26 protein-coding genes and 1 tRNA gene are annotated in these 26,386 nt (G+C 63.0%); 24 read left to right on the forward strand and 3 right to left on the reverse strand.

Annotated elements, in window-relative coordinates; translation table 11 throughout:
• The first annotated feature begins 37 nt into the window (after window positions 1-37).
• The 12 genes from V6M89_RS10165 to V6M89_RS10220 all read left to right on the forward strand — a co-directional run bounded on the left by V6M89_RS10165 (window position 38) and on the right by V6M89_RS10220 (window position 11,821).
• Window positions 38-697 (forward strand): energy transducer TonB, encoded by a 660-nt coding sequence (locus tag V6M89_RS10165; RefSeq protein ID WP_332853079.1) that lies wholly within the window; start codon window positions 38-40, stop codon window positions 695-697.
• 86 nt (window positions 698-783) lie between these two features.
• Window positions 784-1,686, forward strand: a complete 903-nt coding sequence (locus V6M89_RS10170) for a MotA/TolQ/ExbB proton channel family protein (protein WP_199538473.1) — start codon at window positions 784-786, stop codon at window positions 1,684-1,686.
• Between the two features lie 6 nt (window positions 1,687-1,692).
• Window positions 1,693-2,121, forward strand: a complete 429-nt coding sequence (locus V6M89_RS10175) for an ExbD/TolR family protein (RefSeq protein ID WP_161082812.1) — start codon at window positions 1,693-1,695, stop codon at window positions 2,119-2,121.
• 60 nt (window positions 2,122-2,181) lie between these two features.
• Window positions 2,182-2,610, forward strand: coding sequence for an ExbD/TolR family protein (locus V6M89_RS10180; protein WP_332853080.1), 429 nt, complete (start codon window positions 2,182-2,184; stop codon window positions 2,608-2,610).
• 71 nt (window positions 2,611-2,681) lie between these two features.
• Window positions 2,682-3,905 carry a tetratricopeptide repeat protein gene (locus V6M89_RS10185; protein WP_332853081.1) on the forward strand — a complete coding sequence of 408 codons (1,224 nt, stop codon included), beginning with the start codon at window positions 2,682-2,684 and terminating at the stop codon, window positions 3,903-3,905.
• A gap of 192 nt (window positions 3,906-4,097) precedes the next feature.
• The gene (locus tag V6M89_RS10190) at window positions 4,098-5,081 is read left to right on the forward strand and encodes a bifunctional riboflavin kinase/FAD synthetase (RefSeq protein ID WP_332853082.1); all 984 of its coding nucleotides are present in this window, start codon (window positions 4,098-4,100) and stop codon (window positions 5,079-5,081) included.
• Window positions 5,082-5,147: 66 nt separating this feature from the next.
• Complete coding sequence (ileS, locus tag V6M89_RS10195; protein ID WP_332853083.1) at window positions 5,148-8,015, forward strand: isoleucine--tRNA ligase; 2,868 nt, start codon at window positions 5,148-5,150, stop codon at window positions 8,013-8,015.
• Between the two features lie 63 nt (window positions 8,016-8,078).
• A complete protein-coding gene (lspA, locus tag V6M89_RS10200; protein WP_332853084.1) occupies window positions 8,079-8,582 on the forward strand; it encodes a signal peptidase II in 504 nt (167 codons plus the stop codon).
• A gap of 26 nt (window positions 8,583-8,608) precedes the next feature.
• Entirely contained in the window at window positions 8,609-9,832 is a 1,224-nt protein-coding gene (gene coaBC / locus V6M89_RS10205; RefSeq protein WP_332853203.1) for a bifunctional phosphopantothenoylcysteine decarboxylase/phosphopantothenate--cysteine ligase CoaBC, read from the forward strand.
• A 2-nt stretch (window positions 9,833-9,834) separates the two neighbouring features.
• Window positions 9,835-10,284: a dUTP diphosphatase gene (dut, locus tag V6M89_RS10210; RefSeq protein ID WP_332853085.1), complete on the forward strand. Its 450-nt coding sequence runs from the start codon at window positions 9,835-9,837 to the stop codon at window positions 10,282-10,284.
• A gap of 22 nt (window positions 10,285-10,306) precedes the next feature.
• Window positions 10,307-11,407 carry a M48 family metallopeptidase gene (locus V6M89_RS10215; protein WP_332853086.1) on the forward strand — a complete coding sequence of 367 codons (1,101 nt, stop codon included), beginning with the start codon at window positions 10,307-10,309 and terminating at the stop codon, window positions 11,405-11,407.
• A gap of 15 nt (window positions 11,408-11,422) precedes the next feature.
• Window positions 11,423-11,821 (forward strand): surface-adhesin E family protein, encoded by a 399-nt coding sequence (locus tag V6M89_RS10220; protein WP_332853087.1) that lies wholly within the window; start codon window positions 11,423-11,425, stop codon window positions 11,819-11,821.
• 1 nt (window position 11,822) lies between these two features.
• Here the strand turns inward: V6M89_RS10220 and V6M89_RS10225 are convergent, their stop codons facing one another.
• Window positions 11,823-11,954, reverse strand: a complete 132-nt coding sequence (locus V6M89_RS10225) for a hypothetical protein (RefSeq protein ID WP_256367505.1) — start codon at window positions 11,952-11,954, stop codon at window positions 11,823-11,825.
• A 43-nt stretch (window positions 11,955-11,997) separates the two neighbouring features.
• Here V6M89_RS10225 and V6M89_RS10230 point away from each other — a divergent pair, with 43 nt between their 5' ends.
• The 7 genes from V6M89_RS10230 to pepA all read left to right on the forward strand — a co-directional run bounded on the left by V6M89_RS10230 (window position 11,998) and on the right by pepA (window position 20,958).
• A complete protein-coding gene (locus V6M89_RS10230; protein ID WP_332853089.1) occupies window positions 11,998-13,020 on the forward strand; it encodes an XdhC family protein in 1,023 nt (340 codons plus the stop codon).
• A 138-nt stretch (window positions 13,021-13,158) separates the two neighbouring features.
• Complete coding sequence (locus V6M89_RS10235) at window positions 13,159-14,049, forward strand: DMT family transporter (RefSeq protein ID WP_332853090.1); 891 nt, start codon at window positions 13,159-13,161, stop codon at window positions 14,047-14,049.
• Window positions 14,046-14,951, forward strand: coding sequence for a DNA-3-methyladenine glycosylase family protein (locus V6M89_RS10240; protein WP_332853091.1), 906 nt, complete (start codon window positions 14,046-14,048; stop codon window positions 14,949-14,951). The genes V6M89_RS10235 and V6M89_RS10240 overlap by 4 nt, the downstream gene beginning before the upstream one ends.
• A gap of 78 nt (window positions 14,952-15,029) precedes the next feature.
• Window positions 15,030-15,899 (forward strand): acetyl-CoA carboxylase, carboxyltransferase subunit beta, encoded by an 870-nt coding sequence (accD, locus tag V6M89_RS10245; protein WP_332853092.1) that lies wholly within the window; start codon window positions 15,030-15,032, stop codon window positions 15,897-15,899.
• Between the two features lie 29 nt (window positions 15,900-15,928).
• Complete coding sequence (locus V6M89_RS10250) at window positions 15,929-16,969, forward strand: MerR family transcriptional regulator (protein ID WP_332853093.1); 1,041 nt, start codon at window positions 15,929-15,931, stop codon at window positions 16,967-16,969.
• 70 nt (window positions 16,970-17,039) lie between these two features.
• On the forward strand, window positions 17,040-19,829 hold the full coding sequence (gene prsT / locus V6M89_RS10255) for an XrtA/PEP-CTERM system TPR-repeat protein PrsT (protein ID WP_332853094.1): 2,790 nt from the start codon (window positions 17,040-17,042) through the stop codon (window positions 19,827-19,829).
• A 220-nt stretch (window positions 19,830-20,049) separates the two neighbouring features.
• Window positions 20,050-20,958, forward strand: coding sequence for a flocculation-associated PEP-CTERM protein PepA (pepA, locus tag V6M89_RS10260; protein ID WP_332853095.1), 909 nt, complete (start codon window positions 20,050-20,052; stop codon window positions 20,956-20,958).
• Between the two features lie 70 nt (window positions 20,959-21,028).
• Here the strand turns inward: pepA and V6M89_RS10265 are convergent, their stop codons facing one another.
• Both V6M89_RS10265 and V6M89_RS10270 read right to left on the reverse strand, forming a co-directional pair.
• Complete coding sequence (locus tag V6M89_RS10265) at window positions 21,029-21,688, reverse strand: acyltransferase (protein WP_332853096.1); 660 nt, start codon at window positions 21,686-21,688, stop codon at window positions 21,029-21,031.
• A 104-nt stretch (window positions 21,689-21,792) separates the two neighbouring features.
• Window positions 21,793-21,869: transfer RNA gene (locus V6M89_RS10270), tRNA-Met, on the reverse strand.
• A 171-nt stretch (window positions 21,870-22,040) separates the two neighbouring features.
• Here V6M89_RS10270 and V6M89_RS10275 point away from each other — a divergent pair.
• From V6M89_RS10275 to V6M89_RS10295, 5 genes are all read left to right on the forward strand, one after another.
• A complete protein-coding gene (locus V6M89_RS10275) occupies window positions 22,041-22,613 on the forward strand; it encodes an NUDIX hydrolase (RefSeq protein WP_332853097.1) in 573 nt (190 codons plus the stop codon).
• A gap of 18 nt (window positions 22,614-22,631) precedes the next feature.
• Window positions 22,632-23,360 carry a leucyl/phenylalanyl-tRNA--protein transferase gene (gene aat / locus V6M89_RS10280; protein ID WP_332853098.1) on the forward strand — a complete coding sequence of 243 codons (729 nt, stop codon included), beginning with the start codon at window positions 22,632-22,634 and terminating at the stop codon, window positions 23,358-23,360.
• 74 nt (window positions 23,361-23,434) lie between these two features.
• On the forward strand, window positions 23,435-24,163 hold the full coding sequence (locus V6M89_RS10285) for an arginyltransferase (protein ID WP_332853099.1): 729 nt from the start codon (window positions 23,435-23,437) through the stop codon (window positions 24,161-24,163).
• 33 nt (window positions 24,164-24,196) lie between these two features.
• A complete protein-coding gene (locus tag V6M89_RS10290; RefSeq protein WP_332853100.1) occupies window positions 24,197-25,237 on the forward strand; it encodes a quinone-dependent dihydroorotate dehydrogenase in 1,041 nt (346 codons plus the stop codon).
• Window positions 25,238-25,248: 11 nt separating this feature from the next.
• Window positions 25,249-26,295: an aldo/keto reductase gene (locus tag V6M89_RS10295; protein ID WP_332853101.1), complete on the forward strand. Its 1,047-nt coding sequence runs from the start codon at window positions 25,249-25,251 to the stop codon at window positions 26,293-26,295.
• The last annotated feature ends 91 nt before the right edge of the window (window positions 26,296-26,386 follow it).

Genomic DNA, 26,386 nt, shown 5'->3' on the forward strand with positions numbered 1-26,386 from the left:
GTAGCAACAAAAAGAGTTGGTATTGGAGAAAGCAGGCATGAATTTCACGCACAACGAGAAAAGCACCGGGAAGAACTTTACAGGCATTACCATTGTCGTTTTGTTGCACCTCCTGGTTGCTTATGGGATCGTGACGGGCTTGGGTAAACGTCTGGTGAGCAAGATGATCGCACCAGTGGAGACCAAGATCATTGAGGAAGTAAAACCTCCTCCACCGAAAGAGCTCCCACCGCCGCCACCACCGCCAGAGATGAAAGCGCCACCACCGCCATTCATCCCGCCAGTTGAGGTGAACGTGCAGCAGCCGCCGCCGCCGCAAAACACGATCGCGAATGCGACCAACGTCAAGCCTGCGTCGAACGAACTGCAAAAAGCGCCACCGGCACCACCGGCAGCGACACCAGGACCAGCCAAATCGGTCAACGTAGCTGCTGTAGCCGACTTCAGCACTTGCGCAAAACCGGAGTGGCCAAAATCCTCCCTGCGTAACGAAGAAACCGGTACGGTCACGTTATCGTTCTTGATTGGGGTCGACGGTCACGTTGCCGATTCCAAGATCGTCAAATCCAGTGGTTTTAGGGACTTGGACAAGGCTGCGGTTAACGGGATTGGCAAATGCCGATTCAAACCGGGTCTGACCGACGGGAAACCGACGGAAGCGTGGATGCAGATGCAATACGTCTGGACGCTGGAGTAAAACCGAGGCGGCAGTTTAGTCTCACTTAGTAATTTTCGTTGTCATTACGTTCAGCGATCTGATTATTTTATCAATTTGGAGGAAGCATGTTTAAGAATACCCGTTTGTCCGCTGTACTGGCCGCTGTGCTGTTTTCCGTGACCGCAGCCACCGCCCTGGTAAGCGCCCCAGCTTTCGCTGACGCGCCAGCCTCGGCCGCCGCTTCGGCACCAGCAGCCGCTCCAGCAGCGGATGCGGCAGCCGCTCCAGCAGCAGCAGAAGCTCCAGCTGCCAAAGGCGGCAAAGAAGAAGTGGACAATCCTTACGGCTTCGAAGCTGTATGGAACGGTGGTTTCGTATCGCGCGGCACCCTGATCATCCTGTCGCTGATGTCCATGGGTTCGTGGTACATCATCATCACCAAACTGATCGACCAGATGAAGATCTTCAAGCAGTCGAAAGAAACCTCGGCCAAGTTCTGGAAAGCATCGTCGATCGCTGCTGGTTCGGCAGCCCTGAAAGACGGCTCGCCATTCCGCTTCATCGCTGAAACCGGCACCAAGGCTACCGTGCACCACGACGGCGCCCTGCTGGAACAAATCGACCTGTCGACCTGGGTGACCATGTCGATCCAGCGCGCTGTTGACAAAGTTCAATCGCGTCTGCAAGACGGCCTGTCGTTCCTGGCAACCGTTGGTTCGACCGCACCGTTCATCGGTCTGTTCGGTACCGTTTGGGGTATTTACAATGCACTGATCGCCATCGGCATGTCGGGTAACGCATCGATCGACAAAGTTGCAGGTCCAGTGGGTGAAGCGCTGATCATGACCGCTTTCGGTCTGTTCGTCGCGGTTCCTGCCGTTCTGGGTTACAACTGGCTGGTGCGTCGTAACAAAGCCGCAATGGAAGACGTCCGTTCGTTCTCCGCTGACGTGCACTCGGTACTGATCTCGGGCGCCATGTCCACCAGCGAAGCTGGCCGTGCCGCCGGCGCTAAAAAGATTGGATAATTAATCATGTCGATGTCCGTAGGCTCCGATAGCGGAGACGAAGATCAAGTCATGTCAGAAATCAACACGACGCCCCTGGTGGACATCATGTTGGTTCTGCTGATTATCTTCCTGATCACGAGCCCGGTTGTTCTGAAGCTGATCAAGATCAAGCTGCCAGAAGAAGCCAACCAGGTTATTCAGACCAAGCCGGAAGATGTCAACATCGTTGTAAGCAAGGATGGCGACATCTACTGGAATCAGAAGAAAATGCGCGACGCGAATGAGTTGTTCGATTTTCTGAAGGTGGAAGCTGTTAAGTTGCCTCAGCCGGAAGTGCATGTTCGTGGCGACCAAGAAACTCGCTACGAAGCAATCGGCAAGGTTATTTACACTACCCAGCGCGCTGGTATTCAGAAGGTCGGCTTCATCACCGAACCGCCTGATAAGGGTTAATCCCCGAATAGTGCATCGCAGGCCTGGAATCCGGGCCTGCCCTTCTTAAAAGGAAACACCATGAGTATGAATGTCGGCTCCCCAAGCGGTGGCGCGGATCCGGAACCAATGATGGAAATGAACATGACGCCCCTCATCGACGTGATGCTGGTGCTGATTATCATGATGATCATTACGATTCCGAAGGCCAACCACTCGGTCAACCTGAACATGCCGGTCGGCACCCCGCCTCCGCCTGTCAGGGAACCTGTGGTGATCACGATTGACGTCGACTTCGACGGTACGATTCTGTGGGATAACGCTGTCGTTGCTGACCGCGGCACCCTGGAAGCGAAACTGACCGATGTCGCAGCGCAAGCTGACCAGCCGGAAGTGCATCTGCGTCCGAACAAGCTGGTATCGTACAAAGTCGTGGCAGGCGTGATGGCTGCGGCCCAACGTCTGGGCGTGACCAAGATTGGCCTGGTCGGCAACGAGCAGTTCCAATAATCAGTTCTATGTTCAACGATAGGCAGGACCGTTCCTGCCTATTTCGCATTTTGAAGAAAGAAAACTTACCCATGACCAAGTTTCGTCTCGCTCATCTCGGCCTGGTAATGGCCGCTATTGGTTTCACAGCAGCAGCTCCTCTGGCAGGTCTTTCCTCGGTTGCCTACGCAGCCGACGCGGTGCGCGCTGAAATCGGCAAACCATTGCAAGAAGCACAGAAACTGGCTGCGGCAGGCAAGAACAAAGAAGCACTGGCTAAACTGAAGGAAGCCGATGCTGTCGGTGGCAAATCGCCCCACGAATCCTATCTGATCGAACGCACCCGCGCTTCGGCCGCAGCTGCCGCTGGCGATAACGACGCCGCCGCCAAGGCCTTCGAAGCCGTGATCAACTCCGGCAAGCTGTCGCCTGCCGAACAACCGAAATTCACCCAAGCCCTGGCCGGCATCTACTACCGCGCCAAGGACTATCCAAAAGCCATCACCTGGATCCAGCGCGCGCTGAAAGACAATCCTAGCGACGGCCAGATGCATGAACTGCTGATCCAGACCTACTACATCAGCGGCAAATACTCGGAAGCGGCCAAGGAACTGCAATCGTCGAAAGCCGGTTCGGAAGCGTCGCTGCAAATGCTGGCCAATATCCAGTTGAAGCAGAACGACAAGGAAGGCTATGTCCAGACCCTGGAAAAACTGGCCGGTTCCTATCCTAAGACCAGCTACTGGGCCGACCTGCTGAACCGCGTGTCGGGCAAGCCTGGCTTCGCCTCGTCGCTGTCGCTGGACGTGCTGCGTCTGCGTCTGGCCAACAACCTGCTGAGCAAGCCGGGCGAGTACATGGAAATGTCCCAGCTGGCACTGCAAGCGGGCAACCCTGCCGAAGCGACCAAGATCATCGACCAGGGCTACAAAAAAGGCGCGCTGGGCACCGGCACCGACGCCGCCCGCCACCAGCGCCTGAAAGACCTGGCCACCAAGACCCAGACCGAGTTCGACACCAAGCAAGCCGCGCTGGAAGCGGAAGCCGTCAAGAACAAAGATGCGGACACGCTGGCCAATATGGGCTTTGCGCTGGTTTCCCAAGGCAAGGCCGACAAGGGCCTGGCGCTGCTGGACCAGGCTGTGAAGCTGGGCACCGCGAAGAATCCTGACGCCGTCAAGCTGCACCAGGGTATCGCCCAGTTCAACGCCGGCAAGAAGCCTGCCGCACTGGCGACCCTGAAAGGTGTCAAAGGCAAGGACGGCACCGCCGAACTGGCCCGCTACTGGACGCTGAACATCAACCACCCGATGTAATTCGGGAGTTGCTGCGAAAAAGCGCTGCCCGGCCCCGCCGGCAGCGCTTTTTTTATGCCGAAACCCGGTGAGGCGGGGTCTGACCCCGTACGGGGTCAGACCCCAGCGCCGGCCGCTTTGCGGGTTAACTGTCGGCTACCGCAAACAAACCGTATAATCCTCCATTTAGCGACAGTTTCCCCCCAGATTCCCATGAAGGTATTTCGAGGTCTACCCAATGCAGCGGCGCGCGCGCCCTGCGCGCTCACGATAGGCAACTTTGACGGTGTCCACCTCGGCCACCAGGCATTGCTGGGCCGCGTGCGCGCCGCCGCCACCGGCCTTGGGCTGGAAGCTGCCGTGATGACCTTCGAACCGCATCCGCGCGAATTCTTCGCGCAAAAGGCAGGCGACCTGTCGAAGGCGCCGCCGCGCATCGCCAACCTGCGCGACAAGCTGCAATCGCTGTCCGACAACGGCATCGACCGCGTCATCGTCGAGCACTTCTCGGCGCCGTTCGCCGCGTTGAGCCCGCAGGAATTCACCGAAAAAGTACTGGTCGAGGGCCTGCACGTCAAATGGCTGATGGTCGGAGACGACTTCTGCTACGGCGCCCGCCGCGCCGGCAACGTCCAGATGCTGCTGGAAGCGGGCCGGCACTACGGCTTCCACGTCGAGACCCTGCCGACCGTGATGAACGGCAGCAACCGCGTCTCCTCCTCCGCCGTGCGCGCCGCGCTGGCCGAGGGCGACTTCGTGCACGCCGAGGCGCTGCTGGGCCACCCGTACGCCATCTCCGGTCATGTGATCCACGGCCAGAAGCTGGGCCGCACGCTGGGCTTCCCGACGCTGAACCTGCGCGTGCCGCACCGCCCCGCGCTGTCCGGCATCTTCATCGTGCAGGTGCACGGCCTGGCCGAACAGCCGCTGCCGGCCGTCGCCAGCCTGGGCGTGCGCCCGACCGTCGACGACAGCGGCCGCGTGCTGCTGGAAGTGCACGTGTTCGACTTCGCCCAAAACTGCTACGGCAAGCAGGTGCGCGTCGAGTTCCTGCACAAGATACGCGACGAGGAAAAATACGTCGACCTGCCGACGCTGACCGCCGCCATCGACCGCGACGCCGTCATCGCCCGCGAATACTTCGCCCAGCGCATACAAGAGCGCGACGGCGCCACCACCGCCACCGACCGAATTTAACCGCGCGACCAGCTACGCGCGCCGGCTACACAGAATTCCCCGAATAAAAAATCACTGAAGATAACCATGTCCGATAACAAATCTGCAAAGAAGCCTGAAAGTAAATACCCGGTCAACATGACCGAAACCCCGTTCCCGATGCGCGGCGATATGGCCAAGCGCGAGCCGAACTGGGTCAAGGAATGGCAGGACAAGAAGATCTACGAGCGCGTGCGCAAAGCCGCCGCCGGCCGTCCGAAATTCATCCTGCACGACGGCCCTCCGTACGCCAACGGCGACATCCACATCGGCCACGCCGTCAACAAAATCCTGAAAGACATGGTGGTCAAGGCCCGCGGCATGGCCGGCTACGACGCGCCCTACGTGCCGGGCTGGGATTGCCACGGCATGCCGATCGAGATCCAGATCGAAAAACAATACGGCAAGAACCTGCCGACCACCGAAGTGCTGACCAAGGCCCGCGCCTACGCGCTGGAGCAGGTCGACCGCCAGCGCAAGGACTTCATCCGCCTGGGCGTGCTGGGCGAATGGCAGAACCCTTACCTGACCATGAACTACTCGAACGAGGCCGACGAACTGCGCGCCCTCGGCCAGTTGCTGGAAAAAGGCTACGTCTACCGCGGCCTGAAGCCGGTCAACTGGTGCTTCGACTGCCAGTCCGCGCTGGCGGAAGCGGAAGTGGAATACCAGGACAAGCGCGATCCGGCCATCGACGTCGGCTTCAAGTTCGCCGAATTCGACAAGCTGGCCACGGCCTTCAGCCTGGATAAGCTGCCGACCGAGAACGGCTTCATCGTCATCTGGACCACCACCCCGTGGACCATCCCGTCCAACCAGGCGCTGAACGTCAACGCCGAAGTGATCTACTCGCTGGTGCAGACCGAGCGTGACGGCCAGCCTTTGCTGCTGATCCTGGCGCAGGACCTGGTCGAAGCCTGCCTGGCGCGCTACAAGCTCGAAGGCACCACCATCGCCACCTGCCATGGCGCGGCGCTGGGCGGCATCAGCTTCCGCCACCCGCTGCACGCGTCCGATGCCTTCTTCGACCGCCTGTCGCCGATGTACCTGGCCGAATACGTGACCACCGAAAGCGGTACCGGCGTGGTCCACTCGGCGCCAGCCTACGGCCTGGACGACTTTATCTCCTGCCGCGCGCATGGCATGAAGGACGAGAACATCCTGACCCCGGTCATGGGCGACGGCAAATACGCGTCGACGCTGCCGCTGTTCGGCGGCATGACGATCTGGGAGTCCTCCAAGCCGATCTGCAACGCGCTGAAGGAAGTGGGCGCGCTGTTCGAAGTGAAGATGTTCGACCACAGCTACATGCACTGCTGGCGCCACAAGACGCCGATCATCTACCGCGCCACCTCGCAATGGTTCGCCGGCATGGATGTGAAGCCCAAGGACGGCGGCCACACGCTGCGCGAAACCGCGCTCAAAGGCATCGACGAAACCAAGTTCTTCCCGGACTGGGGCAAGGCGCGCCTGCACGGCATGATCGCCAACCGTCCCGACTGGACCCTGTCGCGCCAACGCCAATGGGGCGTGCCGATGGCCTTCATCGTCCACAAGGAAACCGGCGCGCTGCATCCGCGCACCCCGGAACTGCTCGAACAAGTGGCCAAGCTGATCGAAAAGAGCGGCATCGACGCCTGGCTGGCGCTGGACCTGAAGGACCTGATCGGCGACGAAGCGGCCGTCTACGAAAAGAACAAGGACACGCTGGACGTCTGGTTCGATTCCGGCTCGACCCACCAGACCGTGCTGCGCGGCTCGCACCAGGAGCAGTCGGCCTTCCCGGCCGACCTGTACCTGGAAGGCTCGGACCAGCACCGCGGCTGGTTCCACTCGTCGTTGCTGACCTCCTCGATGCTGAACGGCGCGCCGCCATACAAGGCACTGCTGACCCACGGCTTCGTGGTCGACGGCGAAGGCAAGAAGATGTCCAAGTCGGTCGGCAACACCGTCGCCCCGCAGGACGTCTGGAACAAGCTGGGCGCCGACATGCTGCGCCTGTGGGTCGCCACCACCGACTACACCGGCGAACTGTCGATCTCCGACGAGATCCTCAAGCGCGTCACCGAAGCCTATCGCCGCATCCGCAACACGCTGCGCTTCCTGCTGGCCAACCTGTCGGACTTCGACGCCGCCAAGGACGCGGTGGCGATCGACGACATGCTGGAGATCGACCGCTACGCCGTCGCCAACATGGCGGCCCTGCAAGCGGAAATCGCCGAGCACTACCTGCAGTATGAATTCCAGCCGATCTACTCCAAGCTGCAGAACTTCTGCTCGGAAGACCTGGGCGGCTTCTACCTGGACGTGCTGAAAGACCGTTTGTACACCACGGCCGTCACCTCGCACGCGCGCCGCTCGGCGCAGACCGCGCTGTGGCACATCACGCAAAGCCTGCTGCGCGTGATGGCGCCGGCGCTGTCGTTCACGGCGGAAGAAGCGTGGGCGATCTTCGCCGGCGAAGAGGCTTACAAGGCCAGCGACGAAACCATCTTCACGCAAACCTGGTGGAAGCTGCCGGAAGCCGCCGACGCGGCGGCGCTGCTGGCCAAGTACACGGCCCTGCGCGCGGTCCGCACCGACGTCACCAAGCAGCTGGAAGACGTGCGCACCTCGGGCGCGATCGGCTCCTCGCTGCAGGCGGAACTGACCATCAAGGCCGCCGGCGACAAGTTCCAGCTGCTGGCCAGCCTGGACGACGACCTGAAATTCGTCTTCATCACCTCGGCCGCCAAGGCGGTGCAGGTGGCGAGCGAAGCGGAAGAAGCGGTCGAAGTGAGCGCCTCCACGGCGGAAAAGTGCGAGCGTTGCTGGCATTATCGCGCCGACGTCGGTTCGCATGCGGACCACCCTACCCTGTGCGGCCGTTGCCACAGCAATCTGTTCGGTGCGGGCGAAAAACGCAAGTTCGCTTAATATGAGGGCCGCCGTTCCCACCGGGAGCGGCGGCGCCATCGCCACGAACCAACCTGAAATTTTATGGCCACCAAAAAAATCTTCCCGACCAAATCCTCGGCCAGCCTGACGCCATGGCTGGGCATTGCCGCCATCGTCGTCCTGTTCGACCAGCTGTCCAAGATCACCATCACCAAGACCTTCTATCTCGGTGAAGAGAAAATCATCACCTCCTTCTTCAACCTGGTGCTGGCCTATAACAAGGGCGCGGCGTTCAGCTTCCTGCAAAACAGCGGCGGCTGGCAGCGTTACTTCTTCACCGCCATCGCGCTGGGCGCGGCAGCGTGGATCATCGTGCTGCTGAAAAAGCACGGCAGCCAGCGCATGTTCTCGTGGGCGCTGTCGCTGATCCTGGGCGGCGCCATCGGCAACGTCATCGACCGCATCCTGTACGGCCACGTGGTCGACTTCCTCGATTTCCACTGGAGCGGATTCGGCCACTTCCCGGCGTTTAACATCGCCGATTCGGCCATCTGCATCGGCGCGGCGCTGTTCATCCTCGATGAGCTGCGCCGGGTGAACAAGTAAACTCGCACTAACTGGAGTAGAGCATGATGGAATTGACCGGCAAGAAAATCGTCCTCGGCCTGTCCGGCGGCGTGGCCTGCTACAAGGCGGCGGAACTGTGCCGCGCGCTGACCAAGGCCGGCGCCTCGGTGCAGGTCGTGATGACCGACGCCGCCACCCACTTCATTACCGCCGTCACCATGCAGGCGCTGTCCGGCAACAAGGTGTTCAGCAGCCAGTGGGATCCGCGCGTCGAGAACAATATGGCCCACATCGACGTCACCCGCGACGCCGACGCCATCCTGGTCGCTCCCTGCTCGGCGGACTTCATGTACAAGCTGGCGCACGGCGTCTGCGACGACCTGCTGTCGACCATGTGCCTGGCGCGTCCGCGCCTGGTGCCGCTGCTGGTGGCGCCGGCCATGAACGTCGAGATGTGGCAGAACCCCGCCACCCAGCGCAACGCGCAGCAGCTGCGCGACGACGGCATCGTCATCTTCGGCCCCGCCTCCGGCGACCAGGCCTGCGGTGAAGTCGGCATGGGCCGCATGCTGGAACCGGCGCAGCTGCTCGAAGAGCTGGTGGCCTCGTTCCAGCCCAAGGTTTTGGCGGGCAAACGCATCCTGATCACCGCCGGCCCGACCTTCGAACCGATCGACCCGGTGCGCGGCATCACCAATCTGTCCTCGGGCAAGATGGGTTACGCCGTGGCGCGCGCCGCGCGCGAAGCCGGCGCCGAAGTGATCCTGGTGTCCGGCCCGACGGCGCTGCCGGCGCCGTTCGGCGTCCAGCGCATCAACGTCCAGAGCGCGCTGCAAATGCACGACGCGGTGATGGCCAATGTCGACCACCAGCACATCTTCATCGCGGTGGCGGCGGTGGCCGACTGGCGCGTGTCCAACTCCAGCGAGCAGAAACTGAAGAAGAACCCGGACGGCTCGGTGCCGGACCTGAAGTTCGAACAGAACCCTGATATTCTCGCCACCGTCGCCGCGCGCACCACGCTGGCCGGCCATCCCTACTGCGTGGGCTTCGCCGCCGAATCGGAAAACCTGGTGCAGTTCGGCGCCGACAAGCGCGAGAAAAAAGGCATCCCCCTGCTAGTAGGGAATATCGGCCACCACACCTTCGGCCAGGACGACAACACCATCATCCTGTTCGATGAAAACGGCCACACCATACTGCCGCGCGCCGACAAACTGACGCTGGCGCGCCAACTGATTTCGGAGATCTCGAAACGGATCTCCCAGCATTCGCTTTTCGCCAAATAATTATGAAAAATATCGACGTTAAAATCCTCGACCCGCGCATGAAAGACCAGATGCCGGCCTACGCCACCCCGGGTTCCGCCGGTCTCGATCTGCGCGCCTGCATAGCCGCGCCGATGGTCATCGAAGCCGGCCAGACCGTGCTGATTCCAACCGGCCTGGCGATCCACGTCGCCGATCCTGGCTACGCCGCCATGATCCTGCCGCGCAGCGGCATGGGCCACAAAAACGGCATCGTGCTGGGTAATCTGGTAGGCTTGATCGACTCCGACTACCAGGGCCAGCTGATGATCTCGACCTGGAACCGCGGCCACAGCGCCTTCACGCTGAACCCGATGGAACGCCTGGCGCAGCTGATCATCGTACCGGTCCTGCAGGTGGGCTTCAACGTGGTCGAGGAATTCGGCGACAGCGAACGCGGTGAAGGCGGCTTTGGCAGCACCGGCAAACACTAACAAAAACAGACGGAGACCCTGGATGGTCCAGCAGACAAACAAGATCAATCAATTCGCCTCATTGTCCCTGATGGCGGCGGCATCGCTGCTGTCGGCCTGCTCGACCTTCCAATCCAAGCCGGCGCCCGCGCCGGCCGAACCGGTGGTGGCCCGCGTCATCACCGAGCAAGCGCCGGTGGTCACCGCCAAGATGGCCGCCGCGCGCGATTCCCTGAGCCAGATGGTGGCCCTGCAGGACCGCCTGTACCGCATCGCCGGCCCGCTGTTGATCAACAACGCGGACCTGTGCCGCACGCAGGCGCGCAACCTGCTCGGCTTCACCGCCAAGAACAAATACTCCTATACCGGCGAATTCGTCGACGCCGCGCAGGCGGTGCTGAACTACGGCGACCGCCTGGAAGTGGCCAGCGTGCTGGCCGGCAGCGGCGGCGCGCGCGCCGGCCTGCGCAAGGGCGACGGCCTGGTCGCCGCCGAGGGCAAGACCCTGCCGACCGGCCTGAATGCCGAAACCCAAGCCGCCGGCATCCTCGGCCCGCTGGTTTCCGGCCACCAGTCGCTCAACCTGATCGTGGCCCGCGATGGCCGCAACCAGGCGATCAACGTGCCGGTCACGCGCGCCTGCGCCTTCAAGATCGACATCGGCAACGCCGACAATATCAATTCCTACTCGGACGGCCAGCGCGTGATGATCACGCGCGGCATGGTCAACTTCGCGCAGAGCGACGAGGCCATCGCCTACGTGCTGGCCAAGGACATCGCCCACAATGTGCTGGGCCATGCCGCCACCACCCGTTCGGCCTACACGGTCGGCAGCATCATCGACAACCTGGTCGCGGTGCGCCCCGACCTGTCGATGTTGATCGGCACCGCCGGCGTCAAGCCGATGCCGCAGGAACTCGATGCGGCCGCCGACTACCTGTCGCTGTACATGGTGGCCCGCGCCGGCTACAGCCTGGACCACGCGCACGCCTTCTGGCAGCGCATGGCGGGCCAATATCCGGCCACGGTGCTAAACGGGTATACTGCCATCCACCCCGCCGTAAACTATCGCCTGTCGGTGATCGACAAGACCATCGCCGAGATCAAGGGCAAGCAGGCGGCCAAGAAGCCACTGGTGCCGTAACACGGAGAGACCGCCATGAACAAGCCGGGCCTGTTAGCAATCATCTTGATACTGATGTGTAGCTGGGCCCATGCGGCGCAATGGGCCAAGGTCAAGGGCGACGGCGCCGGCGCCGGCGTCTTCTACATCGACAAGGCCAGCATCATCAAGGCCGACAAGACGCGCAAGGTCTGGTCGATGCGCAGCTTCGGCAAAGCGCAAACCACGCCCGAGGGCAAGCCTTACCGTTCGGTCAAGGCGCTGCACCTGTATTCCTGCGAAGACCGCACCACCGTGCTGCTGTCGCAGGTGTTCTACCCCGAGGCCATGGGCAAGGGAGAACCGGTCGAAAACTACAAATACGAGAAGTTCAACCCGGAAGACATCGTGCCGGACAGCCCGTTCGATAACGCGCTGGCCGTGGTCTGCAAATAGACTAGTTGGGGAAATTGGGGAACACGTTCCCCATAAGCCATGTCAGGCCCGCGCACAGCAGCACGGCGAGTATCAGCACGATCAGCAGGCGGCCGAATTTGGGCGAGCCGTCGTCTTCCTTGGGAGTGGTCATGGCAGTTCCTGCAAGCTTTAGAGAGCCGTAGTATATTCCATCCATGGACAGCATCGACCTCGAAGTACTCAAAACCAGCGCCGCCTGGATCGCCGCCGGGCGCCGCTGCGAACTGATCACCGTCATCAAGACCTGGGGCTCCAGTCCGCGTCCGATCGGCGCCACGCTGGCCATCTGCGACGACGGCACGGTGATCGGCTCCGTCTCCGGCGGCTGCATCGAGGACGACCTGATCGCCCGCGTGCGCGACGAAGGCATACGCCGCACCGTGCCGGAAATCGTCAGCTACGGCATCACCGCCGACGAGGCCCACCGTTTCGGCCTGCCCTGCGGCGGCACCATCGAGCTGGCGATCGAGCCGCTGTCGACGCGCAGCCGCGTGGCCGAGCTGCTGGAACGGCTGGAGCGGCATGAACTGGTGCAGCGCCGGCTGGACCTGCATACCGGCGAAGTGGAACTGTCCAAGGCCGCGCCGGGCGCGCAGATGCAGGTCAGCGAACGCGCCATGGTCAGCCTGCACGGCCCGCGCTGGCGGCTGCTGATCATCGGCGCCGGCCAGCTGTCGCGCTTCCTGGCGCAGATCGCCACCGCCATGGACTACCACGTCATCGTCTGCGACCCGCGCGAGGAGTACCGCGCCGGCTGGCAGGTCGACGGCGTACAGCTGGTGCACGACATGCCGGACGATATCGTGATCGCCATGCAGCTGGACCGCCGCAGCGCCGTTGTCGCGCTGACCCACGATCCCAAGCTGGACGACCTGGCGCTGATGGAGGCGTTGAAGTCGGACGCGTTCTACGTCGGCGCCATCGGCTCGCGGCTGAACAACAGCAAGCGCCGCGAGCGGCTTGTGGAATTCGACCTGACGCCGGAACAGCTGGCGCGCCTGCACGGGCCGATCGGCCTTTACATCGGCAGCAAGACGCCGTCCGAGATCGCGATCTCCATCCTGGCCGAGATGACCGCGATTAAAAACGGCGTGCCGACCGCGATGCTGATCCCGCACGCGGCCACGCCGACCGCGCCCGGCGAGAACGCCTGCGCGGTGGACATCGGCGCGACGTAACCCCACACCCGAAGGGGTCGGACCCCGTACGGGGTCCGACCCCGGCTTTTGCGGTGCGGGTTTCAAAAGCAAGAACCGGCTAGCCGGCTGCCGGGAAGCACCGGACAATAGCGCAACAACCCTACCATTGGAATCCGCATGAGCACCGCCAACCTGTTCCGACTGATCTTCCTCGCCGCCATCTGGGGCGGCTCCTTCCTGTTCATGCGCATCGCCGCGCCGGTGCTGGGCGCCGCCGTGCTGATCGAGTACCGCGTGCTGTTTGCGTCGCTGTTCCTGGCGGTCATCGCGCTGGCGCTGAAAAAGCCGCTGAACCTGCGCCAGCACTGGAAGCACTACCTGATCCTCGGCCTGTTCAATTCCGCGCTGCCGTTCCTGATGTTCGCCTTCGCCGCGCGCACGCTGTCGGCCTCCCTGCTGGCGGTGCTGAACGCCACCACGCCGCTGTGGGGCACGCTGATCGCCGCCGTCTGGACCCGCCAGATGGTCAGCGCCAAGGTGATGCTAGGCTTGCTGCTGGGCGCCTGCGGCGTCGCGCTGCTGGTCGGCTTCGACCATGTCACCACCAAGCCGGGCGCCGGCATCGCCATCGCGGCGGTGCTGTTCGCCTCCTTCAACTACGGCATCGCCAGCAACTACGCCAAGCAAGCCAAAGCGGTCGAGCCGTTCTCCAACGCGCACGGCTCGATGTGGGCGTCGACGCTGCTGGTGCTGCCGGCGCTGCCGTTCTTCCCCGCCCCCGGCGAGCCGACCATTGGCATCATGGGCGCGGTGCTGGCTCTGGGCGTGTTGTGCAGCGGCGTGGCCTACCTGATCTACTTCCGCCTGATCCAGGACGTCGGCCCGTCGTCGGCGCTGACGGTGACCTTCCTCAGTCCCCTGTTCGGCATCCTGTGGGGCATGCTGTTCCTCGGCGAGAGCGTCGGCTGGTACACCTTCGTCGGCGCCGCCATCGTCATCACCGGCACCGCGCTGGTGACGGGCTTCCGTCCTAGCTTCGGCTTCCTGAACAAGGCCAAGACGGCGTGAAGCCCTTCACCCTGCCGCTGCCGGCCAACTACCGTCTGCACGACGTGCTGGCCTTCCACAGCCGCGACGCCGAAAGCGTGGCCGAGGAAGTCAGCCCCGAGCGCCTGCGCAAAGGCATGCTGATCGCCGGCGTGCCGGTGGTGCTGGAGATCGTGCCCGACCACGCCGCCGCGCCCACCAGCGCCAGCTGCACCGTGCATGCCGACGGCAAGCTGTCCAAGGCCGCGCAGGAACAGGTGCGCGAGGCGGCGCTCAGCATCCTCGGCCTGCGCATCGATCCCGAGCCGTTCATCGCCTTCGCCGCCAGCGACAAGATGTTCGGGCCGCTGACGCGCGCGCAGCCGGGCCTGCGCATCGTCCAATCGGCCACCGTGTTCGAGGCGCTGACGTGGGCCATCATCGGCCAGCAGATCAACCTGTCGTTCGCGATTGCGCTGCGCCGCACCTTCATCCTGCAGGCCGGCCGCCAGCACAGCAGCGGCTTGTGGTGCTACCCCGCCGCCGCCGATGCGGCCAGGCTGCAGATCGACGACCTGACCAGCCGCAAATTCTCGCGCGCGAAGGCGGAGACGCTGCTGCGCCTGGCCGGCCTGGTCGCCGGCGGCGAACTGCCGCTGGAGCTGTCGCCGTCGAACAGCATCGAACAGGTGTCGGCGGCGCTGCTGGCGGTCAAAGGCATCGGCCCGTGGACCGTCAACTACGGCCTGTTGCGCGGCTACGGCTACGCCGACTGTTCGCTGCACGGCGACGTCGCCATCCGCGCCGCGCTGCAGCACCTGCTGGGCGAAGAGACCAAGCCGGACATGCCGCGCACCGAAAAAATCCTGGCCCAATACAGCCCCCACCGCACCATGGCCGCCGCCCACCTGTGGGCCAGCCTGCACCCGCGCAATTCCGAGTAAAACCGCGATTAAGATTTTGCTTGAGCCTGACGCTGCGTCAGGCTTTACCCTTCAGGCATTACCATGAAGGAGTATGCAATGAGCTGGATCGAAAAACTCCTCCCGCCGCGCATCAAGCGCGGCGCCGAACAGCGCCAGTCGATTCCTGCGGGCCTGTGGATCAAATGCGCCGCCTGCGACGCGGTGCTGTACCGCGCCGACCTGGAAGCCAACCTGCATGTCTGTCCCAAGTGCAGCCACCACATGCGCATCCGCGCCCGTACCCGCCTGGACGCGCTGCTCGATGCCGGCGGCCGGCATGAAATCGGCCAGGAAGTGCTGCCGGTCGACACGCTCAAGTTCAAGGGCAGCAAGAGCTATACCGAACGCCTGAAGGCAGCGATGGAAGCCACCGGCGAAACCGACGCCATGATCGTCGTCAGCGGCGCCATCCTGTCGGTGCCGGTGGTGGTGGCCTGCTTCGAGTTCGATTTCATGGGCGGTTCGATGGGATCGGTGGTGGGCGAACGCTTTGTGCGCGGCGTGCAGGCGGCGATAGACCAGCATGTGCCCTTCATCTGCATCACCGCCAGCGGCGGCGCGCGCATGCAGGAAGGCCTGCTGTCGCTGATGCAGATGGCGAAGACCACCGCCATGCTGGCCAAACTGGCGGAGAAGAAGCTGCCCTTCGTGTCGGTGCTGACCGATCCCACCTCGGGCGGCATCTCGGCCTCGTTCTGCTTCCTGGGCGACCTGGTGCTCGCCGAACCGAAGGCGCTGATCGCCTTCACCGGCGCCCGCGTCATCAAGAGCACGCTGGGCGTGACGCTGCCGGAGGGCTATCAACGGCCGGAGTTCCTGCTCGAACGCGGCGCCATCGACATGATCGTCGATCGCCGCGAGATGCGCGCCGAGCTGGCCTCGCTGCTGGCCTTGCTGCTGAAGCTGCCGAAGGATGCGCTGGCCTGAGACGGCGCGCCTGTCGTACACTGTTGCGCATGAAAGAACATCGCGACAGCACGGTACTGAAAATCGGCGAACTGGCCGCGCGCTCCGGCCTGACGGTGCGCGCGCTGCACCACTACGACAGCATCGGCCTGTTGACGCCGTCGGCCCGCGCCGATTCCGGCTACCGCCTGTACGACCGTGACGACGTCGCGCGCCTGCATCAGATCCAGACGCTGCGGCGCTTCGGCATGTCGCTGGGCGATATCGCCACCTTCCTGGCCAGCCCGGACGCGCCGTTCGCCGACATCGTCGCGCAGCAGATCGCCGCGCTGGGCAAGCAGATCGAACAGGCGGCGGCGCTGCGCGAACAACTCGTGCAACTACAGCACGTCCTGGGTAGCGGCCGCAGTCCCGGGTTGTCCGACTGGCTGGAAACGCTGGAGAAGATGGACCTGTACGACAAATATTTCACCCGCGAAGAGTTAAAGCGCCTGCCCTTCTGGCAGCAAGACGCGCGCAACCACGCCGCCTGGGCCGCGCTGGTTGGCGAGGTGGAAGCGCTGATGGCGCAAGGCGCGCCGCCGGACGACGCGCGTGCGGGCGAACTGGCGGAGCGCTGGATGCAGACGCTGCAACACGATACCAACGCCCATCCCGGGCTCGCGCTGCGCATCACCGACATGCTGGACCAGGAGGTCACGGTGCAGCGGCAAACCCGCATCACGCCGGCGATGAAGGCCTATGTTTCGACGGCGCTGGGCGCGCGCAAGCTGGGCATCTACGCGCGCTATCTGGATCCCGACGAAATGCGCGCCATGCGCGAAAACAGCGGCAAGAACCAGTACGAGTGGATGACGCTGATCGCGGGCGTGCATCAGCACCTGGAAGACGGCATCGCCCACGACGCGCCGTCGGCGCAGGCGCTGGCGCGCCGGTGGATGGCGCTCTACCTGTCGCAGATCGGCGGCGACCCGGCCACGCTGGCCAAGATCCGCGCCGCGCACGACCAGGAACCCGCGCTGCTGAGCGGCACCTGGATCACCCCCGCCATGCTCGACTACATCAGGACCGCCTACGCCACGCTGGCTTGATCAAGCGTAAGGCCGAAGTCCATATTGCGACCTAAGATCGCGGAGGTGCCCCCACGTCCAGGAGACCTCGATGATACGATTCAGCAAAAATTCAACCAGCCGGCGCCATCGCGTACCGCGCCTGGCCGCTGTGCTGCTGACGCTGACGCTAGGCGCCTGCAACACCGCGCGCGACACCGACAGCTTGATGGCCCAGGCCCGGCAATACCGCGCCAAGGGCGAGACCAAGGCCGCCATCATCGAGCTGAAAAACGCGCTGCAGAAAGCCCCCGACAACGCGCCCGCCCGCCTGCTGCTGGGCGAGGTCTATATCGAAGCGGGCGATATCGCATCGGCCGAGAAAGAAGTACGCAAGGCCCAGGCGCTGGGCATAGGCGCGGTGGAAGTCATGCCCCGCCTGGGCAAGGTGATGTTGATGCAGGGGCAATTCAAGAAACTGCTCGACGAAATCAAACCCGACCCGTCCAGCCCGCACCAGACGGAGCTGCTCGTATTGCGCGCCAACGCCTACCTGGGCCTGGGCGACACGGCGCAAGCCCAACAACTGTTCGACGATTTGCTGGTGAAAAAACCGGACCTGGCCGAAGCGATGCTGGGCCAGGCAAGGATAGCCGCCATGTCGCAACGCCTGGACCTTGCGTCGCAACATATCGAACGCGCGCTGGCCAAGCATCCCGGCAATATCGAGTGCCTGCGCTTCAAGGCCGACCTGCTGCGCCAGCAGGGAAAGACTGCGGCGGCCCTGCAGATCACCAAGCAAATCCTGACCCTTCAACCCAACAACTCCCAAGCCCATATCGATAGCGCCACCCTGCTGATCCAGGACAAAAAGCTGGCCGAGGCCCGAGCCGAAATCGATGCCGCCCGCAAGATCTCGTCCAACAGCCTGCAGGTGATCTACACCCAGGCCTTGCTCGACTTTCAGGAGGCGAAATATCCGGCCGCGCGCGATTCCCTGCAGCTGATCTTGAGGGTGATGCCGGATCACATGCCCAGCTTGCTCCTGATGGGTTCCGTGCAATTGGCCATGGGCTCGTATCTGGAGGCCGAGCTAACGCTGCGCAAATTTCTCGACTCGAATCCCCATCATGTTTACGCCAGCAAGCGCCTGGCCGGCATCCTTTTGAAGAGCGGCAAGACCGACGACGCCATCGCCCTGCTGGGACCGGTACTGGAGGCGAATCAGAAGGATGTAGAACTGCTGGCCCTGGCGGGACAGGCGCAGATGCAGGGCAGGCACTACGCCAAGGCGGCCGACTATTTCCAGGCCGCCAGCGACCTGGCGCCGCAGACGGCCAGCTTGCACACCTCGCTGGGATTGAGCCGCCTGGGCGCCGGCGAATCGGCGCGCGCGGTGGCCGAACTGGAACAGGCCACCACCCTGGATGACAAGGGCGGCAAGGCCGGCATCCTGCTGGCTATGACCTACTTGCGCAACAAGGAATACGACAAGGCGCTGCTGGCGGTGGCGGCCATGGAAAAACACGATGGCAAAAATCCGCTGGTGCAAAACCTGAAAGGCGGCATCCTGTTGTCCAAGCACGACCTGGCTGGCGCGCGCGCCGGCTTCGAGCAGGCGCTGGTGCTGGATCCGAGCTACCTGTCGGCCCTCGATAACCTGGCGCAAATGGACCTGATGGAGAAAAAACCCGAACGTGCCCGCCAGCGTTATGAAGCGGCGCTCGCCAAGGACAAGAAAAACGTCGGCCTGATGACGGGCCTGGCCAAACTGGCCCTGAAACAGAACAACAGCGCGGAAGCGGTGCGCTGGCTGGAACGCGCCACCGCCGAACATCCCGAAGCCTTGACCCCGGCCTTGCAGTTGGCGGCGCTTTACCTGCGTACCGGCGCCAAGGAAAAATCGCTGAAGCTGGCACAGACCCTGCAGACCGCCCACCCGGCCGATCCCGAGGCGCTGGCTGTGCTGGCACAAGTCCAGACTGCGAACGGCAACTACGAAGCCGGGCTGGAAACCTATACCAAGCTGGCGGCATTGCAACCGGCGTCGCCCGCGGTGCAGCTGCGCATCGCCTATGCCCAGGTCGCGCTCAAGGACAACGACGGCGCCCTCGATTCGGTGAAGAAAGCCTTGCGCTTGAAGGAAGACTGGTTCGAAGCCCAAGTCCTGGCGACGACCTTGCTGGTGGACGGAAAAAACTACGCGGAAGCGCTGGCCATCGCCCAAACCGTACAGCGCCAGCGTCCCGAGCTGCCAGCGGGGCTGACGCTGGAGGGCGATATCTGGATGGCCCGGCACAAGCCGCAAGATGCGCTGCGCGCCTACGAGCGGGCATTCAAGATGAGCCAGCTGCCGCCGCTGGCGATCAAGATCCACCAGGCCCTGCTCTTGGCGGGCAAGACCAGGGAAGCGAGCCTGCATGCCGCCCAGTGGTTGCAGCAACACCCAACCGAGCCCAGCTTCCGGTTCTACCAGGCCAGTGCCGATCTGACGGCAGGGCGCTACAAGCCGGCGATCAGCTCATTCGAGGCCATCGTCCGGCAAGACCCGAAAAATGCCGTGGCGCTCAACAACCTGGCCTGGGCCTACCAGCAGGAGAAGGACCAACGCGCGCTGGCGACCGCCGAACGAGCTTACCAGTTGGCCGGCGCCAATCCCAGCATCCTCGATACGCTGGGCTGGATCCTGCTGGAGAAAGGCGAAACGGGCCGCGCCCTGCCTTTGCTGAAACAAGCCAAGACCCTGACACCCGACGTGCCTGACATCGGCTACCACCTCGGCGTGGCGCTGATGAAGTCCGGCGACAAACCCGCCGCGCGGCGCCAGTTCGAACAACTGCTGGCCGCCAACAAAGAATTCCCGCAACGCGCCGAGGTGAAGGCGATGCTGGAGTCCTTGTAGGCGCTGCCGGGCCGCAGGACTGTCGGTTTTCTTTACATACTTTCTCATCGCGCCGAAAAAATTTTAAAAACCACCTTAAAAACAGTCACTTAGAACACCCTTCGATCATGGCTTGGCATTTGCTTAGTAGTGGGTAGCCGACTGATTCCAACTGGTCGGCAAGGTATTGAAACCCCACCCCTAGCGTAGCGATACTCCAATCATCAAGGAAGGAAACAAAATGAAAAAATTAAGCATACTAGGCGCTCTGCTGGGAGCGCTATTTGCTGCCAGCGCAGCGCAGGCGACCACGCTGAACACCACCAGCGCCGCCAATGTGCTCATCGCCGGCAATCCAGGCGAACCCGGCGCCCCTTCGCCTTTGGGCGGCGACGGCGTCCTCCAGAACTTCACGGGCATAGACTGGCACCAAAACGGCGCGGGACTGATTCAGGGCTTTACCCTCACCCCCGCCAACAACACCGGCGATTTCGTCGATTTCACCCTGACGTATCAAGCCTTCGCCGGCGTCATCAACACCACGTCGCCAACGCCGGACCTGCGTGTCGCTCCACCCGGCCCCGCAGTCGGCACCTATGAGCTGACGACGGTCGCCACCCTGCACGAACGGGCAACTTGCCTCACCGCAGGCTGCACCGCTGTGGCGATCACCTTCACCCCCGCCACCAGCAGCAACTGGTCGATTTATTTCGACAACACGCCAGATGCCAATCAAGGGGCCGGAACCGGCTTTACCGATGGCGCGCTGATGCTTTCCGGTACCTGGGATAGCGAGCTGTCGACCTTCCTGGCAACCGGCACCTCCGGTACGCCCGGCGCCACCGGCGTAGGTTCGGCGACGTTGATCGGCACGGTCCTGTTCACCAACGGGGCCTACGTTTCGCCGGCCCTGGCCGGTACCCGGTTCGACACCACGCTCAACTTCCCCGGCCCCGCCGCGCCTGACTTCACGCGCCCGCTGCTGGTCAATGGCATCGCCACCGGTCCCAACACGGACTCGCAATTCGTATTGAATATCGATGGAGCCCAGCAGTTCACGGCCGTACCTGAGCCAGCCACCCTGGCGCTGGTTGCAGCAGGCATCTTCGGCATGGGTTCGCTCGGCCGTCGCCGCGAGCAGAAGAAATAGTCCGTCGTCAGGGCTAGCAATCGATACAGGCCGGCGCTTCAGGGCGCCGGCCTTTTTTATCGGTCCATTTTTATTTCAAGCGGCGTGCCGGGCTGCCGCCCCACACTTCGCCGCTGCCGATGCGCGTGCCCTTGGCCACCAGCGAATTGGCTGCCACGATGGCGTTATCGCCTATCGTCACGCCGGACAACACCACCGCATGCGCGCCTATCGTCACGTGGTCGCCTATCGTGATGAAATAATGGCCCAAGGTATCGCCCTCGATCACATGCGGCACCAGCAAGGCCGTTTCGCCGACCACGCTGTTGGCGCCTATCGTCACAAACGACGGGTCGTAGATAATGCCGGAGCTGTAGGTATTGGCGCCCAGGCGGGCGCCCAGCGCAAGATAGATCATCCGCATGATGGGGATCGGAATAATTCCGCCGCGTATCAAGGAATTGAACAGTATCAGGTAGAACAAGACATACACCTGGTAGATGAACTCCTGCCTGGAGCCGAATTCGATATTGCCGTCGTGCAGGGGCTGCGCCCACAAGAAAATACGAAATATGAGCAAGCCGTACAGGTAGACCAGCAGCACCGCCGCCGCGCTGACGGCCACGCCCCTGAAATCGCCCAGGCCGGGAATGGCGCCCACGCCGCAGTAAGCGCTCAGCAATGCAAGCAGCAATACCAGCGCCAGCATGGATAAGAAGGTGACAATGGAGCTCAGTCTGATTTTTCGCATGAAAACACTCCCCCGCAAGAACATCGATTATAGGGAAAGGGAAGTTTTGTAGTCGCGGAAACGAAAAAGCCGCTGATACCTGACGGTATCAACGGCTTTAAATTTGGTTGCGGGGACAGGATTTGAACCTGTGACCTTCGGGTTATGAGCCCGACGAGCTGCCAGACTGCTCCACCCCGCGTCTGTATGTAGTTATTATAGGGCAGATCGTAGGTTTAGGCAATATTAATCCTGAAATCGGCTGCGATAGTCCGAATATATGCAGTTACCTATAGACATAGGCCATGCCGCGCAGGCTTCAATCGGTGTAAAGTAGCCAAAGTGAACATCCTTACCGACTGAGCTATCCCCTATGAAATTCTGTTCCGAATGCGCCTCCCCCGTCAGCCTGGCCGTCCCGGCCGGCGACAACCGTCCTCGCTATGTATGCGGCAACTGCGCCACCATCCATTACCAGAACCCGAAAATGGTGCTGGGCTCCATCCCCGTGTGGGAACGCGACGGCGAACTGAAGGTATTGCTGTGCAAACGCGCGATCGAGCCGCGCCACGGCTTCTGGACGCTGCCGGCCGGCTTCATGGAAAACAATGAAACCACCGCCGAAGGCGCCATCCGCGAAACCCAGGAAGAAGCCGGCGCCAACATTGAGCTGGGTCAGCTGTTCTCGCTGCTGAACGTGGCGCGCGTGCACCAGGTGCACTTGTTCTACCTGGCCACGCTGCTGGACCTGGAATTCGCCCCAGGCGAGGAAAGCCTGGAAGTGCAGCTGTTCAGCGAAGCGGAGATCCCATGGGACGAGCTGGCCTTCCCCACCATCCGCACCACGCTGGAGCTGTTCTTCGCCGACCGCGCCAGAATGCGCGAGGGCGGCGGCTACGGCTTCCATACCCAGGACATCACCCGCAACATGCGTTCGGACCTCTGATTACGTGACGCTGTCCCTATGATCCCGTGGCTGGAAACCGATAGCCCCTTCCCCGACGTCGCCCAGGCGCTGACCACCGACGCGCCCGGCCTGCTGGCGGCCGGCGCCGACCTGTCGCCGCAGCGGCTGCTGCTGGCCTACCGCAACGGCATCTTCCCCTGGTTTTCCGAAGGCCAGCCCATCCTGTGGTGGAGCACCGATCCGCGCATGGTGTTGATGACCGAGCAGTTCCGCATCTCGGACAGCCTGAAGAAAACCCTGCGCAAGGTCGAGCGCGAGATGGCCGCCGGCGGCCGCTGGCAAGTGCGCTTCGACAGCGCCTTCGAGCAGGTGATGCGGGCCTGCGCCGCGCCGCGCCGGGACGGCCCCGGCACCTGGATCTCGGAAGACATCATCGCCGGCTACACCGGTCTGCATCAGCTGGGATACGCGCACTCGTCCGAGCTGTGGCTGGACGGCCAGCTGGTCGGCGGCGCCTACGGCGTGTCGATAGGCCGCATGTTCTACGGCGAATCGATGTTCGCCCGCGTCACCGACGGTTCCAAGATCGCGCTGGCCTACCTGGTGCGCTTCCTGCGCCAGCACGGTGTAAAGATGATCGATTGCCAACAGGAGACCGGCCACCTGGCTTCGCTGGGCGCGGCGCCGATTCCCCGTGCGCAATTCCTGGCGCATCTGCGCAACAATATTGAATTGCCTCAGATCACCGTGTGGGAACCCATTGCACCACTGGCTGCGGACAGTTAAGCTAAAGGTGACAAGCGCCTTGCGAAACTTGGCGCTATCATAGGTTTAAACCACCCGCCCTCGATAGGACGTGCATGACGCACCTGAACGATCTGCCTTTCGCGACGCTGCAGTTTTACACCACGGCGCCCTACCCTTGCAGCTATCTGGACGCGCGCCAGGCGCGTTCGCAGGTGGCTACTCCTTCGCACCTGATCAACGCAGACGTCTACTCCGAACTGGTGAAAAACGGCTTCCGCCGCAGCGGCATCTTCACCTACCGTCCGTATTGCGACGGCTGCCAGGCCTGCATCCCGGTGCGGGTGGTGGCCGACCAGTTCGGCCCCAGCCGCGGCCAGCGGCGCGCCTGGGCCAGGCATGGCGACCTGACGGCGGGCGTCGCCACGCTGTCGTTCTCGGACGAGCACTACGACCTCTACCTGCGCTACCAGAGCAAGCGCCACGCCGGCGGCGGCATGGACCAGGACAGCCGCGACCAGTACGCGCAATTCCTGCTGCAAAGCCGGGTCAACACGCGGCTGGTGGAATTTCGCGAGCCGGACGGCACGCTGCGCATGGTCAGCATCATCGACGTGCTGTCGGACGGCCTGTCGTCGGTCTACACCTTCTTCGATCCCGATGTCGAAGGCGCTTCCTACGGCACCTTCAACGTTTTATGGCAGATCGCCCAGGCGCGCGAACTGAAGCTGCCCTATGTCTACCTGGGCTACTGGATCAAGGAAAGTCCGAAAATGTCCTACAAAACCAACTTCAAGCCGCTCGAGGCGCGCATCAAGGGCGTGTGGAGCGTGCTGGACGCCTGATAAAATACGGGGAACTACAACAAGAGCTCCCCCATGTCCGAAAAATTCCTGTACTCGCTGGCCCGTCCGATGCTGTTTTCGATGGACGCCGAAGCCGCCCACCATTTCACCCTTCCCGCACTCAAGCGCGCCTCCGCCCTGGGCCTGACCAAGCTGGTCAAGCAGCCCAAGGCCGATCCGCGCACCGTGATGGGCATTACCTTCAAGAACCCGGTCGGCCTGGCCGCCGGCCTCGACAAGGACGGCGCCTACATCGACGCGCTGGCCGACCTGGGCTTCGGCTCGATCGAAGTGGGCACCGTGACGCCGCGCGCGCAAGCGGGCAATCCCAAGCCGCGCATGTTCCGCCTGCCGGAGGCGAACGCCATCATCAACCGCATGGGCTTCAACAACGGCGGCGTCGACGCCTTCGTCGCCAATGTGCAGTCGTCGCGTTTCTACCAGGACAAGGCCGGCGTGCTGGGCCTGAACATCGGCAAGAACGCCGACACCCCGATCGAACGCGCCACCGACGACTACCTGCACTGCCTGGAAAAAGTCTACCCTTACGCCAGCTACGTGACGGTCAACATCTCGTCGCCCAACACCAAGAACCTGCGCCAGCTGCAAGGCGGCTCGGAACTGGACGGCCTGCTCGGCACCTTGAAGCAGGCGCAGCTGCGCCTGGCTGACCAGCACAAGCGCTACGTGCCGCTGGCGCTGAAGATCGCGCCGGACATGGATGGCGACCAGGTCAAGAACATCGCCGACGCGCTGCTGCGCCACAAGATCGACGGCGTGATCGCCACCAACACCACGCTGAGCCGCGACGCCGTCACCGGCATGCTGCACGGCGCCGAGGCGGGCGGCCTGTCGGGCGCGCCGGTGTTCGAGTTTTCCAACACGGTGATCCGCCTGCTCAAGGCCGAGCTGGGCGATGCGCTGCCCATCATCGGCGTGGGCGGCATCATGCGCGGCGCCGATGCCAAGGTCAAAATGGATTGCGGCGCGCAACTGGTGCAGCTGTACAGTGGCCTGATCTACGCGGGCCCGGCGCTGGTGCGCGATTGCGCGGACGCCGTACGCGGCAAATAAAAGGAGGCGGCATGCAGCAGACACAACTTGGAACCAGCGATCTCAACGTCAGCAAGATCTGCCTGGGCACGATGACCTTCGGCGAGCAGAACACCGAAGCCGACGCGCACAGCCAGCTGGACTACGCATTGGAACGCGGCGTCAACTTCATCGACACGGCGGAAATGTATCCGGTGATGCCGCGCGCGGAAACGCAGGGTTCGACCGAGCGCTACATCGGCAGCTGGCTGAAGAAGAGCGGCGCGCGCAGCAAGGTGGTGCTGGCCACCAAGGCCGCCGGGCCCAGCCCGCACATCACTTGGGTGCGCGGCGGCACGCAGAACTTCGACGCCGCCAATCTGCGCGCGGCGGTCGAGACCAGCTTGCAGCGGCTGCAAACCGACCATATCGATTTATACCAATTGCACTGGCCCAGCCGCAACGTGCCGGTGTTCGGCTCCAACGCCTTCAATCCCAAGCTGGAGCGCGAATGCGTGGCGATCGAGGAAACGCTGGCCGCGCTGGGCGCGCTGATCAAGGAAGGCAAGATCGGCGCGATCGGCGTGTCCAATGAATCGTGCTGGGGCGTGAACGAGTTCATCAAGCAGTCCGAGATGCAGGGCCTGGCGCGCATCGCCACCATCCAGAACCTGTACAACCTGACCGCGCGCCATTTCGAGACCAGCCTGCTGGACGAGACCTGCTTCCGCGAGAACGTCAGCCTGCTGGCCTACAGCCCGCTGGCCTTCGGGCAGCTGACGGCCAAGTACCACGACGACCCGAAAGCCAAGGGGCGCCTGACCATGTTCCCGGTGAGCTGGAGCCCGCGCTACCTGCGGCCGGCGGTGCTGTCGGCCGTGGCGCAATACGCCGCGCTGGCGCGCGCCAACGGCATCACGCCGACCCAGCTGGCGTTGGCGTGGTGCTACTCGCGCTGGTTCGTCGCCTCGACCATCATCGGCGCCACCAACCTGGCGCAGCTGAAGGAAAACATCGACGCCTACGGCCTGCAACTGCCGGACGAAGTACTGGCGCAAGTGGACGCCATCCACGCCGCGATTCCCAATCCCGGCCAATAGCGTCATTCCCGCGCAGGCGGGAATCCATAGAACGCCGGCCGACATCACTTCAGCATGGATTCCCGCGTACGCGGGAATGACTTGCGGCTGC

The sequence above is a fragment of the Duganella sp. S19_KUP01_CR8 genome (assembly GCF_036688705.1).
GTDB lineage: Bacteria > Pseudomonadota > Gammaproteobacteria > Burkholderiales > Burkholderiaceae_D > Rugamonas.

Coding starts and splice junctions, on each gene's coding strand:
- V6M89_RS10165 (WP_332853079.1), top strand. CDS start 38: ATGAATTTCACGCACAACGAGAAAAGCACCGGGAAGAACTTTACAGGC.
- V6M89_RS10170 (WP_199538473.1), top strand. CDS start 784: ATGTTTAAGAATACCCGTTTGTCCGCTGTACTGGCCGCTGTGCTGTTT.
- V6M89_RS10175 (WP_161082812.1), top strand. CDS start 1,693: ATGTCGATGTCCGTAGGCTCCGATAGCGGAGACGAAGATCAAGTCATG.
- V6M89_RS10180 (WP_332853080.1), top strand. CDS start 2,182: ATGAGTATGAATGTCGGCTCCCCAAGCGGTGGCGCGGATCCGGAACCA.
- V6M89_RS10185 (WP_332853081.1), top strand. CDS start 2,682: ATGACCAAGTTTCGTCTCGCTCATCTCGGCCTGGTAATGGCCGCTATT.
- V6M89_RS10190 (WP_332853082.1), top strand. CDS start 4,098: ATGAAGGTATTTCGAGGTCTACCCAATGCAGCGGCGCGCGCGCCCTGC.
- ileS (WP_332853083.1), top strand. CDS start 5,148: ATGTCCGATAACAAATCTGCAAAGAAGCCTGAAAGTAAATACCCGGTC.
- lspA (WP_332853084.1), top strand. CDS start 8,079: ATGGCCACCAAAAAAATCTTCCCGACCAAATCCTCGGCCAGCCTGACG.
- coaBC (WP_332853203.1), top strand. CDS start 8,609: ATGGAATTGACCGGCAAGAAAATCGTCCTCGGCCTGTCCGGCGGCGTG.
- dut (WP_332853085.1), top strand. CDS start 9,835: ATGAAAAATATCGACGTTAAAATCCTCGACCCGCGCATGAAAGACCAG.
- V6M89_RS10215 (WP_332853086.1), top strand. CDS start 10,307: ATGGTCCAGCAGACAAACAAGATCAATCAATTCGCCTCATTGTCCCTG.
- V6M89_RS10220 (WP_332853087.1), top strand. CDS start 11,423: ATGAACAAGCCGGGCCTGTTAGCAATCATCTTGATACTGATGTGTAGC.
- V6M89_RS10225 (WP_256367505.1), bottom strand. CDS start 11,954: ATGACCACTCCCAAGGAAGACGACGGCTCGCCCAAATTCGGCCGCCTG.
- V6M89_RS10230 (WP_332853089.1), top strand. CDS start 11,998: ATGGACAGCATCGACCTCGAAGTACTCAAAACCAGCGCCGCCTGGATC.
- V6M89_RS10235 (WP_332853090.1), top strand. CDS start 13,159: ATGAGCACCGCCAACCTGTTCCGACTGATCTTCCTCGCCGCCATCTGG.
- accD (WP_332853092.1), top strand. CDS start 15,030: ATGAGCTGGATCGAAAAACTCCTCCCGCCGCGCATCAAGCGCGGCGCC.
- V6M89_RS10250 (WP_332853093.1), top strand. CDS start 15,929: ATGAAAGAACATCGCGACAGCACGGTACTGAAAATCGGCGAACTGGCC.
- prsT (WP_332853094.1), top strand. CDS start 17,040: ATGATACGATTCAGCAAAAATTCAACCAGCCGGCGCCATCGCGTACCG.
- pepA (WP_332853095.1), top strand. CDS start 20,050: ATGAAAAAATTAAGCATACTAGGCGCTCTGCTGGGAGCGCTATTTGCT.
- V6M89_RS10265 (WP_332853096.1), bottom strand. CDS start 21,688: ATGCGAAAAATCAGACTGAGCTCCATTGTCACCTTCTTATCCATGCTG.
- V6M89_RS10275 (WP_332853097.1), top strand. CDS start 22,041: ATGAAATTCTGTTCCGAATGCGCCTCCCCCGTCAGCCTGGCCGTCCCG.
- aat (WP_332853098.1), top strand. CDS start 22,632: ATGATCCCGTGGCTGGAAACCGATAGCCCCTTCCCCGACGTCGCCCAG.
- V6M89_RS10285 (WP_332853099.1), top strand. CDS start 23,435: ATGACGCACCTGAACGATCTGCCTTTCGCGACGCTGCAGTTTTACACC.
- V6M89_RS10290 (WP_332853100.1), top strand. CDS start 24,197: ATGTCCGAAAAATTCCTGTACTCGCTGGCCCGTCCGATGCTGTTTTCG.
- V6M89_RS10295 (WP_332853101.1), top strand. CDS start 25,249: ATGCAGCAGACACAACTTGGAACCAGCGATCTCAACGTCAGCAAGATC.